Genomic DNA, 15,080 nt, shown 5'->3' with positions numbered 1-15,080 from the left:
GCTCAGAGGTGAAGCCATCGAACGCGCTACCCCTGCCCTCTCGAGCACGTCCACCATTGCCCCGAAAAGCCCCCCAGATGTCGCTTGAAAGCGTATTAATATGCGAAGCCAGAATGTGCATGAGGTGAAGCATGGCGGGACGTCGGATGGACTCTGGCAGGATGTACACATGTATTATGTTCATCGAGAGCTTTTTCGAGGGTGGGTATGGTAGGGGAAATACTCAGCACTGAGGAGCTATCCAGCATCATTGCGGAACTTCAGAGCCTCGCATCTGCGAGGGGAGCATCGTGCCATTCCATCAGTGCGCGGGATGTGGAGGTCGCGGAGTGGGTTAGGCTCAAGTGTGAGTTCGGGTGCAGGGGGTACGGCAAGAGGCTGGGCTGTCCACCTTACACTCCGAGCGTGGAGGAGACGAGGAGAGTGGTGGCCTCGTACTCCCACGCCCTTCTCGTGCACTTCAAGAACATGCCGGGCTTTGAGTCCCCACGTGACCCCAGTGCAAAGGGATGGCATGGGAAGCTGCTTCGGAAACTCTCCCTCTGGGTTCACGACACGATGTTCGAACTCGAGCGCAGGGCGTTTTTGCTCGGTGCGTACAGAGCGCTGGCGTTCGTGGCATATCCATGTGAGTACTGCGAACAGTGTGTTGCAATGACTCATGAGGGGCTGGACGAGGCAGCCCTGAAAAGACGCTGTCCCCACAAGGAGAGGGTCAGACCCTCCATGGAGGCGTGCGGCATCGACGTGTTCGCCACTGTGAGGCGTGCGGGCCTTCCAATACACACCATAGGGGAGTGTACACCCACGGCGATGGCATCCAGCCTGAACTCCTATGCCCTGTTGCTGCTGGACTGAGGTGATAGCTTCATATAGCTTAGTGGAGAGGAGACCATATGCCCACGTTCACACCAAGAGAGATCAAAGAGCTGGTGCTGTCCTTCATCGTGCTCACGCTGGCGTTTGCGCTCGTGTTTGAGTATCCCGTCCCCTCCATACCTGTGGTGGGCATAAGCGCCATTGCGGTGGGCACGGGCTTTGTGCTGCACGAGCTGGGACACAAGCTCACTGCCCAGCACTATGGGTACAGGGCAGGGTTTGAGATGAGCAGGATGGGTTTGCTGCTCGCAATCGCCACCCCGCTGCTCACACTTGGACACCTCGTGTTCGCAGCTCCGGGCGCGGTGGTGATACACGAGGGCGTGCACACGTACACCATCCCACCAGAGCGCAGGCGTATTCATCACCTGCACATCTCGGTGGCCGGTATTGTGGTCAACATCGTGCTCGCCCTCACGTTCTTCTCCCTCGCCTCGATGAGCGCAGCGCCCGCGTGGGGCATCGCTGCGTACATCAATGCACTGCTCGCCCTGTTCAACCTGATACCGTTCGGACCGCTGGATGGAGCAAAGGTGATGAGACTGAGCCCAGCTACGTGGGCTGTGTGCTTCGGGCTCGCATTCGTGCTGCTCTACCTCATCTGAAGCCTGTCGAGCAGCTCCCTCGGGTCGAGCTTTAGGGCGTACTTCCGGGTGAAATGAGCGCACACGTTGCCGATGTCCCGCTCCAGCAGCTCATCTGCACCCTCGGAGCCCACCTCCACCCACTGGGGCCAGTCGATGATGCACACCCCCTGTGGTGAGGCGAGGATGTTGTACTCGCTGAGGTCTGCGTGCACCACACCGAGCGCGTATGCCTGCTCGATGTTGTGCCACACCTCCTCGAAGCACTCCATGGGCTGCTCGAGCGTGCACTCAGAGAGTGATAGCCCATCGAACAGCTCCATGAGAATGGCGTGGCGGTTGTGGTCGATGGGCTCGGGCACGCTGACCTCTGGATAGAGCCTCCTCAGCGCATCGAACTCCCGCTGGGCGGCAAGCCTCGAGGCATACACCCACGAGAGGTGATGTCTTTCGGCTATGTACCTTCTCGTCCTCCTCACACCCTTGAACGAGAGTCCTGCCCTGTGAAGCTTGAGGATGCGCCTCTCATCTCCTTTTAGCACCACGAACACGTCAGACTCCTTGCCAAACCCCACCTGCCCGCCCACGGCGTCTATCGAACCCCTTTTCACGAGGGCATTGAGGGCAAGAAGGTCGTACCCCGTGTAGAACAGCCTGTAGCCCTCGTACGAGAGCCTCGCATATTCCACCACTTTCCACTTTCTAAGATGCTTAAGCCTGTGGGCGATGCGCTCTGTCGAGGCATTGACGTATGGGGCAATACTCTCGACGGATACCCACTCGTGGGTGCGCATCTCATTCTCTATCGCCGTCAGGATTCTAAAGTCCACGGGCTTGAGCTGCGAGTACAGATAAGGAGCATCGAACCTCATGGCTCACCTGAGAGAGAGCTTTTCCTCCATGAGTCTCTGGGGGTTTGTCTGCGTTGCCTCGTGCGCCTCTCGCTCATCGAGACCAGCACCCATCGCCACCATGCGGGCAAACTCGGCGCTCACGAGGTCATCTGGGGCATGGGCATCGGTGTCCACCACCATGGGTGCGCCCACCTCCAGTGCGGTCCTTGCCACGTGCCCGTTGGTGCGGTTGTGCCCGTTTCTGGTGGTGATTTCGATGTGCACTCCGCTTTCCCTCGCAAGCTCTGCCTCCTCGATGGTGATAAAGCCCGGATGGGCGAGGATGTCCACGCCCTCGATGCACGCAGCCCTGTTCGTGCCCTTCGCCACGGGCTCGCTTGTGGTCTCGCCATGCACCACCACCACCTCTGCCCCAAGCCTTCTTGAGAGCTCCACGAGCCTCTCTATCTTGGATGGAGGCACGTGGGTGATCTCCACACCTATGAGCACCTCTATGCTCCATGCATCTCTCATGGCGTCGAGCCTATTAAGGCAGGAGAGCACGTGCTCCACATTGGAGAAGTCCACGTGGTCGGTGATTGCTATGGCTCTATAGCCCTTGACACTCGCGCGCTGCACGAGTTCTGCTGGCACAAGCTCACCGTCGCTCAGCAGGGAGTGAGTGTGAAGGTCAATCATGCTCCCCCCATGTGTGCCCATTCGATAAAGATTTTTACACTGGCCACCAAGTGGTGAGCATGAGGGCAGTGCTCATAGAGCCGTTTGGTGGGGCAGCGGGCGACATGCTGGTGTGCGCGCTCGTGGATGCCGGGGCAGATGCGGACTTTGTGAAGGGGACGATGGAGGCTGCAAGCGGGCTTGAAGTGGAGTTCAGAAGGACATCGAGGGAACACATCTCTGCCCTTGCGCTGCACGTGGAAGGGGGGGATGAGGGCAAAAGGACGCTGGAAGAGGTGCTCACCCACATAAGGGGCTCTCGAGTGCCCCAAGAGGTTGCGAGCATGGCAGAGGGAGTGTTCACGCTGCTTGCGCGGGCAGAGGCTGCGGTGCACGGCGAGCCGCTGGAACGGGTGTGCCTTCACGAGGTGGGACAGCAAGATGCGATGGCGGACATCGTGGGCGTGTGCGCAGCCCTGCTCGACCTTGGCGCCCTCCCCGTGTACCACGTGCCCCCCATTCCCACCGGATGGGGCACTGTGGAGACATCGCACGGCACATATCCCGTGCCAGCCCCCGCGGTGGTGGAGATTGCGAGGCTGTGTGCCCTTACCACGTGCAGGGGTGCTCTGGAGGGAGAGCGGCTCACCCCCACGGGTGCTGCTCTGCTGGGCGCCCTCTCCAAGCCCCTTCCATCGCCGATGCTGTCCATGAGGACGCATGCCGCAGGATACGGGGCAGGCTCAAGAGACAAGGGTGCAAACGTGGTGAGGGCAAGCATCGTGGAGCTGCACGCCCTCGAGCACGACGAGGTGTGTGTGCTGGAGACCAACGTGGACGATACCACCGGCGAGGAGCTTGCATACCTCACTGAGCGGCTGATGGAGGAGGGGGCGCTGGACGTCTCGGTGGTGCCAGCGCTGATGAAGAAGGGAAGGATGGGCTCGATACTGAGGGTGATTGCGAGGGGGGTAGATGTGGAGAGGATGGCGTCCCTGATGGCGCTCGAGGGGGGCACGCTGGGGGTGAGGGTGTACCACAGTATGCACAGGATGGTGGCGAGAAGGGAGATGAGGAAAGTGGATGTGGACGTGGACGGCATGAGGGAGAGGGTGAGGGTAAAGGTGGCTCTTCTGCCAGATGGCACGCCATTTTCGCTCAAGGCAGAGCACGAGGACCTGCGCAGCATAGCTAAGAGACGAAACATCCCGCTAAGGAGGCTCTCAAGGATTGTGGAAGGAGAGGCATGGAGGATGGTCAGGGAGTAAAAGCACTTCATGCCTTAACCCTCCTCCCCCAGTCAGCAAATCATCCATCAAATCCGACTCCCTCACCCCACATTACAAATGAACTGGCAAGTTCGCAGTAGAAGATGGATTCTTTTTCTCTGAGTCTTTCGAGCTCCCTGGGATGCCTTGAAACTTTTATCCTCGATATCGCTGTCCTCTTTGTTCATTCCTTTTGAAAAACTTCCATAAATGCCTGCACTTTCCATCCACCTGTTCTTGTGTTTAACAAGACCTGATATGTTTGAGCAACGTTGCTCAGGATTTTGATCGCTTTAACGGGTGGTGAGTCGTGCGGGATAAGTATTTCTTATTCTCTCTTATCAGTATCTCTTCCTTCTCAAGAAGCTTGAAAAACTGTGATACAAAGCTTTTGCTTCTTTTCAAAGCTCTGGCGTCTGGCGGTTTCTTCCACGCCAACCCTGTCTCTGTCTTTTTCCAGTATATATTGTGGAACTTCAACTCTTTCTTTGCTTGAAATGATTTTCCAGATGTTCATGATGTGTGAACTTTTTGTTCGTGATTCGTGAATTATTCGCCCTGGGATGTTATGCTGATAGCCCCATGATCTCTTCATCTGCCTTAATTGCTTCAACAACCCCTTCTATCGTTTTTGAGATATTCTTCCTTCTTTTCTCCATTTTCTGCTTTTCTTCCTCGCTCAGCGGCTCGATCGAGTGGGCGAGCTTTGCGTGGCTGTCGTAGTTTTTCAACTTTTCACCTCAACATCTTCCAGACGCTGTTTCTCTCGATCCCAAGCCAGTAACGCTTCAGCTCTTTTTCAGCCTCCTTGTATTTTGGATAATATTGGGCTACAACACTCCAGAACTTCCTGCTGTGTTTTGGAACAATAAGGTGCGCAAGCTCATGGATGATCACGTAATCTTTAAGACTCTCGGGAAGGGCTGCAATTATTATGTTGAAGCTCAGGTTGCCCTTTGATGAACAGCTGGCCCACTTGGTCTTCTGCTTTCTTATGTAAACCCTGCCATAATTAACGCCAAGGAGGTGGGAGTAAAACCTTACCTTTTCCAGCATTTCCTTTTTCAGTTTATTTCCTATCCACCTTTCGAGCTCCTTAACATTCCTTGCAAAAATCACTCCTTCTTCAATTCTTAGGGCACCGTCATACTTTAACCGGTAAAAATTTCCGTCAAAGATTAGATAATCTCTTTTCTCATCGAAGTCTTTTGTGAGCTCTCTTATCTCTCTAATCTTCCCCCCAATCCATGGTTTCTTTCTCTCAATGAAGCCGTCAACATGGAATCCGTGGGGAGCAATGACCCTAACGGTTTCGTCAGGATTTATTAAAATTCTGCAGTATTTTACGTTCCTTCTTTCAATCTTTATTTCCACTATATCACCTTTTTCAACATTTCAACCATTTCATTCTTCAGCTTTCTCATCACAGCGGGTTCGCCCCTGTATTTCCTGATGAGGTATAGCAGGATTTTTTGTGAAACTTCATTAACCACCTCACTTTTACTGCTCCACCCCGGAAAAGTCACGTCCTCAACCGTCTTTTTTATCTCTATAGCATCATTTACGAGCTTTGAATCATCCAGCTTCAGGTTCCTTCTGAGAAGCTTGAGAATCTCGTATTCAGCTCTTCCAAGCCCTAAGCTTCTCCTTTCATCCTTTTCGATGTGGATCTTCTTCACTATTGAATCGAGCTCTCCATATAGTTCTTCCACATTTTTCTCCCTCTCCCTCCACTCCCTCACTATCCTTTCTACCCTCTCAACAACGTCTTCATCGATGACTTCCCCTCTTTCCACGCAACTTCTCACTGCAAAAAGTAAGTCGTAAAATCCCTTATTTTTATCCTCTTTTGCAACCCTCTTCAGAAATTCCTCATTAATTTCCACAATGGAAAAGTCTTTCCTGATCTTTTCGATATCTATCGTTTCGTGGATGAACTTCAAGGCCTCCTCCAGAAACTTGTCTCTCTTCTGCTCGATTTCCGGGTCTAAGCCCTTTACCTTGCGATGGTAAGCATAGTATATCTCTGTCAGCCAGTCGAATCTCTCCTTGAATTCAAGTCTGTCCTCGATAAGAAGCCTGTATAAGTTTCTGATTTCCCTGTAAAGTTTCTTAAAGTGCTCTCCCACCTCCTTCTCCTCAAGTCTTATTATTGCTGCATCAATTGCCCCTCTGTCGTAGCCAGTGGGCAAACCGAGTTTGATCACTTCCTCGATTTTCTTGCTTAGCTCTTCCTTAATCTCCTCAACATCGTAAGCCACTCCCACTATGTCGGCCTCGTCATAGGTCGCTAAGGCTTTTTCAAGCTCGCCAAATATGCCGATATAATCGATTATTAAGCCAGCCGCCTTAACGTTCTCGCCGTTCCTGAAGAGGGGTCTGTTTGTCCTCGCTATAGCCTGAAGCAACCTGTGCTCCTTTAGCAGTTTGTCGAGATACATTGTTTGAAGGATGGGAGCATCGAAGCCCGTAAGAAGCATGTCAGTAACGATCAAGATTTTTGGGCTCTCCTCTTTCTTGAACCTCTTGATTACTTCCTCTCTGATCTCCTTTGGTTCTTTGTTTCCGTATTTCCTCTTTAACTCCTTGAAGTACTCCTGTATCTCCTCAGGGTCATCCTGATTGAACGTCATCACGATTTCCGTCCACTCAGGTGGTAGATATTTGTCCAAAGCTTTCTTGTACCTCACGCACGCCACTCTACTCACAGCAACGACAATGGCTTTGAATGGTTTCACAGCCTGATAGTGGACGGCGATATCTCTCGCAATTCTATATATTCTCCTCGGGTTCTCCAGGATTACTCTTATAGCGTTTAATTTCTTCTTTAGCTCTCTCTCAACCTGCTCTCTATACTCTTCCTCAATTTCCTCAAGCTTCGAGCTCAGAAAGACGTTGAGAGACTCCCTGTCGAGATGTTCGCTGTCGAGTCTTGCCTGATAGGCTATTTTGACTGTAAAGCCATCTCTTATTGAGTCGAGAATGAAGTAGCGGTCAAGATACGGTTCGTCATCGTACCCGAATGTAGCGTAGGTATCTCTCCCTCTCTTTGCTATCGGCGTGCCCGTAAAGGCGAAAAATGCCGCATTTTTGAGAATGCTCCGCATGGTGGCAGCTAAGTCTCCATACTGGCTTCTGTGCCCCTCGTCAACAAAGGCTATCACGTCTCTGCGCCTCGTTATGGAGTGCCTCTTTCTTTCGAGCTCTTCTCTGAGTTCTCTTAGTTCCTCCTCTCTGAACTTGTGAATGAGCGTTACGAAAATGCCCCTCTTGCCGTCAGCGTGGGTTAAGATTTTCTTGAGGTGAAATACTGATTCTACCATTTCAAAGGATAGGCCAACTGCTTTGAGTTCACCGCCAAGCTGGTCCTGAAGTTCAACGCGATCAATGATGAAAAAGATTGTGGGATTCCCAAGAGCTTCCCGGAGCTTGTACGCTGCGAAGATTATCGTCAGAGTTTTGCCGCTTCCCTGCCAGTGCCAGATTAAGCCTTTATTTCTGTCGCCCTCCCCTCTGGCGTACTTCACTGCTCTGTCGACGATTCTGTTTGCAGCCCTGTACTGCATATATCTCGGTAGCACCTTAGTCCACTCGCCTTTGTCTTCTCTGTAAAAGACGAAGTACCTCAGAATATCGAGCAGGATGGCCTTTTTGAGAAATTCTAATTCCTGCCATTCGTAGGCGGGAACGTCTTTAAGCCATCTGACGTTTGGGAAGTAAACTGCCCTGTCTGCGTAGGCTATGCTGATCTGCACGTACTTGAAAAGCTCTGGAATTTCCTCTTCGTACCTCTTTATCTGGGAATAAGCCTCCTTCCAGCTTTTAGTCATCTTCTTGCATTCAATTAGAACGATTGGGATGCCGTTGATGTAAAGGACGATGTCGGGGATGTTTGCCTTCAGACCTCTATAATAAACCTGCCTTGAGAAAATGAACTCGTTGTTTTCAAGGTTTTCGTAGTCGATGAGCTTAATTCTTTTTACAATTCCCGTCTCTTTATCTTTTATGGCAACACCATGTTTTAAAGCTTCAAGAACAGCCTTACATCCTTCAACATCGAAAAACCTCGTTTTGAGGTAGTTTATTACATCTTCAACCTCTTCGTCCTTTACGTTGTTTATTTTCCTGATGGTTGATTTAAGGATGGGGACTATCAGGGGTTCCGAGTGATTATCGATTAGTTTATCTGATGGGATGAACTTCCAGCCAAGACTTTCAAGCTTTTTGGCCATCGGCTCCTCGGTCTGGATAAGCTCTTTTCTCATCAGACCACCTAATGCCTTTCAGTTCCTAAGTATCACTATCTATTAAAATGCTCGTCTTTTGAGTTGATTAATATCTGCCTCTGTATCTGGGGCTTTCTTTCCACGAGTTGATTACTCCCTCTAACAAATCAGTAATCTCGCCAAAGCATTGAATTATCCCAAGATTTTCATCGTATTTCTCAATTGGTAATCTTTCATTAGGGTATCTTGCAAATGTGGCGTGGGGATATGTTATTATGGAAAGCGTATATAGCACCAAAAAGTTTGAATACATTTTAAATGAGAGCTCTAAGTTTTCCAAGATTTTATTGAGGAGAGTAGTTATTTTACTCGCTATATTCCTCTCATATTCATCCGAAGCTTCTATTTTGCCTAACTCTCTCTTAAGTGTTGCAAGAAACTTAGATACCTCATCTTTTGTCTCTTTATTCTCCAAAACTTCCTTTAATCTGACAGTCAGTTTAATGGCATTCCTAATTTCTTCTGAACTCATTTCAGCTATCTGTTTTCTGTTCTTATTTACTATGTTTTCCAACTTGCGGATGTCTTGACTCGAAATTTTAAGCATCTGGGAATTTAACTCGTAAACTCTTTCAGTTAGTGCTGAAATTAGATTCAAAGATATCTTAAATTTTTCGAGAAGCTTAAGAAATGCCTTTGGTGAGTCGTGTCCAACATAGTCCTTTACTACTTTCTTACTCAGTCCGAAAAACATGAGCATATATGCCTTAATGAATTTTTCAACGGCTTGCTGTAAATGGTATATCGCTGTAGAGTAAACTTTGGACTCGTAGAGAATTTTAGCGGACTTAAAGTCATTCTCTGCAACCTCTATGAAACTTTTTGCCTCTGATAACCTTCTTTTTTCCTCTTCTTCATTAATTTCGTATACTTTTGAAAGCTCGGATGCAGCTTCAAGGAATTTCAAAAGTTCTATATCGTCAGATAGCAGTGATGATATACGTTCCGTAATCTCGTCGAAAGTTAATTTCTTCCTCATCTTAGTGACCCTCGTCCCTTATCTTCCCAATTTTTTAGTGTGGACATATTTATTTTTCAATACGCTCTTTCAATAGTTTTAAACTTTCAAGATATTTTTTTAGCACAACTTCCCATAATTCACCCCAATCAGGAGGATAAGTTCGGAAGCCAAAATGTTTTAAAGAATCAATAAATTTTGGATCATCTCTATGAATCGGATACTTCTTGCTCCTTAATCTTACAATATTCCTGAAATTCGTTATGATTTCTTTACTATAGCCCGGAAAGTGCTCCTCTAAAAAAGCCTCTAAGATATTGATTGTGCCAGTAAGATTTCTATCTGCTACAAGCTTTTTTAGCCCTTCAACATTCATTTCATCTATCAACGTGGTTATAGCCTGAATTCTGTTATTAAATTCGTCCTCATTAGCACACAGTCTTCTTATGTCAAGTATTGCCATTTCGTTGTCTTTAAACAATTTTACTCCGAATTTATTTGCGAAAATAAGATTGATTTCCCTTCTCTTCTGTGCAATCTCATCCGCTATCTTTGCAATTCTCTGATCAGAGCGGAGAACTTGGAAACTTATTTCTTCTCGTGTTGAAATTGTTTCTTCTGAAGTTACCTGGATTTTCTTGCCTAAGTTCTTATATTTTGCTAACTCCTCCTTTACCACTGGAATTATTTCCGGCGGCATTGTCCAATCGGGGTATCTTCTACTCCCAGTTTTGAAGACAAGCTTTAATGGTTGTAACCGAGGCAGTAAATAAGAAGGAATATAGGGCTTCCCAAGAATCTCCTCAATTTCGTCAACGATTTCGAAATAAGTCGCCCTTCCGCCTTTATTTATGATTGCCTGCAAAATAGCGTATCCCCTATCACCCTGATTCTCAAGAACTTTATGAACATTTCCTCTAACAGAATTCCATGAACTCTCTAATCTGATTTCCCCCTCCTCTGTGACTGTATAGTACTTTCCCTGAAATCCTCCGAGGCTAATATATTTTGGAGGATTTTTCTCTACGATTTTTAACAGTTCATCATCCTTAATTTTCTTAGAGATCTCTAAAGCACCTTGAAAATGATCGATGTCCCAATAATCTTTAAACTGATCGAAATAGGGAATCTTTAGTTCTTTACCTATTCTGAAAATCTCGTCTCTCCAGTAGAGTCTCATTAACAATAGAGCTCTTTCTTTAATTTTCTCCTCGATCATATTCAACTTACCTTTACCCTCCTCTTTCCTGTCAACAAATCATTCATCAAACCCTTCTTAATCCTCTCAAGCTTTTCCTTTCTTTTTCTTTCGAGTTCGAGTTTTTTATCCACAGTTGAAAGAATTTCGGCGATTTTGCGTTGTTCCTCGAGGGGTGGGAGTGGGAGTTTCGTGTTTCTTAAATCCTCGCTCCTAATTCCTGCTTGTCCAACATGTCTAACGCATATTTGGCGGAAATATTTTCCTTGCCATTTTTTAATAAAATTATATAAAATCCATTCTGGAACGACCTTAGTTTTGTCAACTCTTATTCTCGTAATGTGGTTACTATACGTGCAGAAATTACATTCTCCCCTAAAAATGGCTGTTTTTCCAATCAAATCAACACTGTTGGTGTTGTTAAATAAGATATCTTCTGGTTTGAGAAGATACCTGTCAATATTATCGGGAATAGGGACTTTAATGTATGAGTCTAACACGATTCTACCATCTGTTGTTATATTGTTCATTCTAAGTTGAATTACTCCGTTTTCGTCTCTCTTCCCACTTGCAAATCCTTGTTGAATGTCTATAGTAACATCTTCAAGCCGTACAACCTCCCACTCCTTCGGAATCCTGCCAATCTCTGTATCCTTAAACTCCGTGTGCCCTATGCCTTTCGTCAGAAGCTCCTGCATCAAGCCCTTTTTCAGTCTTTCAGTCTTCGCTATCGCTTCATCGACTTTTTGGATTGCATCGTCAACAGTTGAAAGAATTTCGGCGATTTTGCGCTGTTCTTCGAGGGGTGGATAGGGAATTAGTAGATTTTCTACAGCTTCTTTTGGAACTCTTTGTCTTCCTGTAGTCCCTCTCATAGAATATTCCAATACCTTTCTAAATCTCGGGTGCTTAAGAATATAAAATAAAAACAACCTATCAATTCCCTTGCAAACGATTGGAAAAACCTCTGTGGTAGCAAGGGCAAATCCGTTAGGAATGTTCTCTGGAACTATTCCTTGCTTTCCATTCTCCAAAGAAGGTGTTATTTTAGCTAAAAGCAAATCACCAGCTTCGCAGTAAGTTGAACTCTTTACTTCATTCAGGTTGCGGATTTCGTATTTTGTATAGATGCTTGAGTCTGGGATAAACTCCATGGGAATGAAAGCTATTTTCTCAACATTATTCACGGATTTATTTCCACGAATTTCTGCAACTCCACTATCTCCAAGCCTAACAACCCCCCAATCCTCTGGAATTTTGCCGATTGGTGTTTCTTTGTATCTCATCTCTTTCCCTCTTTTGATTGATCAAAGCAAATAAAAAACTTAATCTTTTTGATTCCTTCCGTTAAAACCATTTATTCAAGGTTGCCTGATTCGGATGGGGTCTCGGTGGTAATTTTAGCTTTTCAACTTTGTAAAAAAGGCTCTCATCTCTTTCAATTCTTATACCACCCTCAAGATCTACGAAAATTCGTTCAGCTTCTTCAAGTTTTTTAGAAGGAAAAAAGCTAATATTTTGTTTTCTATGATAATGAAATGAGCTATGCGGGTTGTTGGGGTTCATAATAAGTCTCTCTATTAGATCCCTCAAACTCCAAGCTAATTCCTTTTTAAATTCATCATTGGATGTATAGAAAATATTTTGGGTAGCAGCTCCTATTATTAAATCTATTAACTGAAGAAGTTGGCAATCATAGCAATCCTCTGAATTTGAGGCTTTTTTGTGATCAGAATCTAAAAATTTAATTCTTTGAGGGTGTATTTCAAAATCTTTATCTCCATCATTTTTAATTTCGTTTTTGATCTCAATTTCTAACTTTCTTAGATTGTTTTCTGGAAAATATTTGTGAATGGCAAGCCCAGTACTATTGTCATGCACTACTTTCGAGACTCCCACTTTATTAAAACCATTGTTGAGGAAAAACATCTTAAGAGCATATTTTAGATTAGTCCTGAAAAACCTATTATATGCATTTTCGTGCCATCCAAACGTGCCAAACTTTTGGATGTCAAGATTCGTTAGGTTCACGTATAAAATATTAAATCTAATGGCTTTATTGTGCTTATTTCTCTCCAAAGCGTATCTTAACCACTTCCTAGATATCTCTTTAGCTGGATGACTGCTTGTTTGATGTAATGTTTGAAAATGAAGTTCTTTATTGTTTAACTTATGCCAAACTTCTTTGCACGAGTCGGAACTCGGACAATTAGCATAATCCCAGTGCCAGCCATCATGGTCTTCTTTAAGACATCTTAGCCTTAAAAGATCATTTACAGTTTGTTTGTATTCGTCTTCCGAAACAAAAAGCGCTGCAATAGCCATATATCTTTCTTCCGTATCTTTATCTAATATCTGGTGTTGTTCATCTACATAAATACGCATTGTTATTGACCTCAACATAGATCCCTCCTAAATTTCCTCTATTTTCGTTATATTTTCGTGAGCCCAGATATCTACATTGTAATCTTTTGTGCCCCATTCTGATGGTTTAATTGGCCTAATTATCCTGATTCTTGCAGGATTTCTCTCAATAACTTCGATATTCTTTGTATTCTTAACACTACTCCAAACCACAAGAGTTGCTATAGTATCGCCTTCTTTGATCAAAGCTCTAACAAAAATGTTGCCCTTTGAGGTGATCATCCTTCTTTCCACATTTAAAACTTCGACCTCAACATAGAAATCATTGATGCCTTCTTTGAGATTTCGAATGCAATCAGCTAAGCTCAATTTCTGCAGGGTCATACCCATCACCTGACGAAACCTAATTCGGATAAATACTCGCTAACTTTATCCTCAACTTCCCTTACCTCCTCCTCAATAATCTTCAACTCTTCCCACTCCTTCGCAACATCAATCTCCTCAACCTCCTCCTTCGGAAATACGTAAAGCGTGACGTTCAGGTTGTAATCGTTCTCCTTTATCTCATCGAGCGAAACAACCCTTGAAAATCCATCGCCATCTTTAAACTCCCGATAAGCATCAACAATTTTCTTTATGTGTCCTTCTCCAAGTCTGTTGAGCTTCCTGACTTCTGGATGCTGCTCATATTCATTTGATGCATTGATGAACAGCACTCTTCCCCTCCTCTCAGCCGGTTTATTCTTATTGAAAATCAGGATGGCGCCGGGCGCTCCAGTGTTGTAAAACAATTTCTCAGGCAACAGTATGACACACTCAACGAGATCGTCTTTCAAAATCCTCTGCCTTATTGTCTTCTCCCTTCCACCTCTGAACAGGCAGCCATTATCGATAACAACGCCAATCCTGCCGGTATCCTCCTTGGCCGATGCAACCATGTGCTGAATCCATGCCCAGTCCGCTGAATTATTTGGTGAGAAGCCATATCCATATCGCTCATCGCAGAATTCGGCTTTCTTCAGAGTTTTCTCCCCATATCCGTCCTGATTCCATGGTGGATTTGCAATCACAACATCAAATTTCCTGAATGTCTCACCATCCTTTATCTTGGGACTCCGCAAGGTATCCCCAACATAAAGCTCCACGTCCTTAATGCCATGAAGAATTGCATTCATCTTGGCAATCCCGTAGGTTGTGGGATTTACCTCCTGGCCGTACAAAAACAGCTTCTTAGCCCCACCCTCTCCGTGTTCTCCTTTAACATGGTAGTATGAGTGTATGAGCATGCCTCCAGAGCCTGCTGCCGGATCATAAACTGATTCAAGGGGTTTCGGATCCAGAAGCTCGACAAGCAGCTTAACAACTTCTCTTGGTGTGTAAACTTCCCCCTCCTTGGCCTTTTGAGGAGCGAAGTAGCGGAGAATCCACTCATACGCGTCGCCAAGGACATCGGGCGAAACATTGCCAAGTGGAAGCCCACTGAACTCCTCAAAAAGCTGCCTTAAAATCTCGAGATTCTCCCTGTGCATGGTGAATTCTAGAAAATCAACCCTGTCAACCACGCCCTGCAGCTCGGGATTTCTGTTGGCGAGAAGCTTTAAGGCTTCTGACAGCTTGATCGGAAGCTCACTGGCACTTACCTTCCTTAATCTCTCCCAGGTGTACTCTTCAGGATAATTGAATTTGTGGAATGATTTATCGTTTGCAAGTTCCTTCGCTCCCTCCTCACTCACCCCTTCCCCCTCTAACCTCTCAACGGCGTTCCTGTATTCTGCCCACCACTCATCGCTCAGCTTTTTTAGAAAGAGGAGTATGAGGATGAACTTGTAATCAACCCTCGTCCTTATCAGATCGGCGGCCTTTTTGAGAACTCTCTCGACCTCATCTCTCGTGACCTCAACGTCAGTGAAGGCATTTAATTTTCCTTGCATTGGATCACCCGGAACCCACAAAAATTGTTTAGCTCTTGTCCTCTCCATGATTTTCCTGGCTTCATCGTCTTCGAGTATCTTTGGGATGTCGCTTATCTTCC

15 protein-coding genes are annotated in these 15,080 nt (G+C 46.3%); 3 read left to right on the top strand and 12 right to left on the bottom strand.

The features are described 5' to 3' along the window. Nucleotides 1-207 precede the first annotated feature (207 nt). A complete protein-coding gene (locus tag BP07_RS03660; RefSeq protein ID WP_042685672.1) occupies nucleotides 208-858 on the top strand; it encodes a DUF2284 domain-containing protein in 651 nt (216 codons plus the stop codon). A 38-nt stretch (nucleotides 859-896) separates the two neighbouring features. After that, the gene (locus BP07_RS03655; RefSeq protein WP_042685669.1) at nucleotides 897-1,484 is read left to right on the top strand and encodes a site-2 protease family protein; all 588 of its coding nucleotides are present in this window, start codon (nucleotides 897-899) and stop codon (nucleotides 1,482-1,484) included. Here the strand turns inward: BP07_RS03655 and BP07_RS03650 are convergent. Both BP07_RS03650 and BP07_RS03645 read right to left on the bottom strand, forming a co-directional pair. Then, a complete protein-coding gene (locus BP07_RS03650) occupies nucleotides 1,472-2,335 on the bottom strand; it encodes an RIO1 family regulatory kinase/ATPase domain-containing protein (protein WP_042685667.1) in 864 nt (287 codons plus the stop codon). The genes BP07_RS03655 and BP07_RS03650 overlap by 13 nt on opposite strands. Nucleotides 2,336-2,338: 3 nt before the next feature. Continuing rightward, the gene (locus tag BP07_RS03645) at nucleotides 2,339-2,995 is read right to left on the bottom strand and encodes a histidinol phosphate phosphatase domain-containing protein (RefSeq protein WP_042685988.1); all 657 of its coding nucleotides are present in this window, start codon (nucleotides 2,993-2,995) and stop codon (nucleotides 2,339-2,341) included. A gap of 59 nt (nucleotides 2,996-3,054) precedes the next feature. On the opposite strand from BP07_RS03645, the gene larC reads away from it, so the two are divergent. Beyond that, complete coding sequence (larC, locus tag BP07_RS03640) at nucleotides 3,055-4,242, top strand: nickel pincer cofactor biosynthesis protein LarC (protein ID WP_042685666.1); 1,188 nt, start codon at nucleotides 3,055-3,057, stop codon at nucleotides 4,240-4,242. 358 nt (nucleotides 4,243-4,600) lie between these two features. Here the strand turns inward: larC and BP07_RS08750 are convergent, their stop codons facing one another. From BP07_RS08750 to BP07_RS03600, 10 genes are all read right to left on the bottom strand, one after another. Beyond that, nucleotides 4,601-4,837, bottom strand: coding sequence for a hypothetical protein (locus BP07_RS08750; RefSeq protein ID WP_169736239.1), 237 nt, complete (start codon nucleotides 4,835-4,837; stop codon nucleotides 4,601-4,603). Then, entirely contained in the window at nucleotides 4,809-4,973 is a 165-nt protein-coding gene (locus tag BP07_RS08745; protein WP_157203057.1) for a hypothetical protein, read from the bottom strand. Before BP07_RS08745 ends, BP07_RS08750 begins: the two co-directional genes overlap by 29 nt. Nucleotides 4,974-4,977: 4 nt before the next feature. Continuing rightward, nucleotides 4,978-5,616 carry a M48 family metallopeptidase gene (locus BP07_RS03635; RefSeq protein WP_042685663.1) on the bottom strand — a complete coding sequence of 213 codons (639 nt, stop codon included), beginning with the start codon at nucleotides 5,614-5,616 and terminating at the stop codon, nucleotides 4,978-4,980. Further along, complete coding sequence (locus BP07_RS03630) at nucleotides 5,616-8,507, bottom strand: type I restriction endonuclease subunit R (protein ID WP_042685661.1); 2,892 nt, start codon at nucleotides 8,505-8,507, stop codon at nucleotides 5,616-5,618. Before BP07_RS03630 ends, BP07_RS03635 begins: the two co-directional genes overlap by 1 nt. Nucleotides 8,508-8,574: 67 nt before the next feature. Continuing rightward, nucleotides 8,575-9,507 carry a HEPN domain-containing protein gene (locus BP07_RS03625; RefSeq protein WP_042685659.1) on the bottom strand — a complete coding sequence of 311 codons (933 nt, stop codon included), beginning with the start codon at nucleotides 9,505-9,507 and terminating at the stop codon, nucleotides 8,575-8,577. Between the two features lie 49 nt (nucleotides 9,508-9,556). Further along, entirely contained in the window at nucleotides 9,557-10,711 is a 1,155-nt protein-coding gene (locus BP07_RS03620) for a hypothetical protein (protein WP_157203056.1), read from the bottom strand. Then, nucleotides 10,708-11,970 carry a restriction endonuclease subunit S gene (locus tag BP07_RS03615; protein WP_042685656.1) on the bottom strand — a complete coding sequence of 421 codons (1,263 nt, stop codon included), beginning with the start codon at nucleotides 11,968-11,970 and terminating at the stop codon, nucleotides 10,708-10,710. The genes BP07_RS03620 and BP07_RS03615 overlap by 4 nt, the downstream gene beginning before the upstream one ends. A gap of 61 nt (nucleotides 11,971-12,031) precedes the next feature. After that, nucleotides 12,032-13,087 carry a DUF3800 domain-containing protein gene (locus BP07_RS03610; RefSeq protein WP_042685655.1) on the bottom strand — a complete coding sequence of 352 codons (1,056 nt, stop codon included), beginning with the start codon at nucleotides 13,085-13,087 and terminating at the stop codon, nucleotides 12,032-12,034. Between the two features lie 9 nt (nucleotides 13,088-13,096). After that, a complete protein-coding gene (locus tag BP07_RS03605) occupies nucleotides 13,097-13,432 on the bottom strand; it encodes a hypothetical protein (protein WP_042685652.1) in 336 nt (111 codons plus the stop codon). 5 nt (nucleotides 13,433-13,437) lie between these two features. Continuing rightward, nucleotides 13,438-15,027, bottom strand: coding sequence for an SAM-dependent methyltransferase (locus BP07_RS03600; RefSeq protein ID WP_211247044.1), 1,590 nt, complete (start codon nucleotides 15,025-15,027; stop codon nucleotides 13,438-13,440). Between the last annotated feature and the right edge of the window lie 53 nt (nucleotides 15,028-15,080).

This window comes from Methermicoccus shengliensis DSM 18856, from assembly GCF_000711905.1.
Lineage (GTDB): Archaea > Halobacteriota > Methanosarcinia > DSM-18856 > Methermicoccaceae > Methermicoccus > Methermicoccus shengliensis.
Note: the sequence above shows the minus strand (reverse complement) of the source record. Positions and strands in the feature narration are given on the sequence as shown.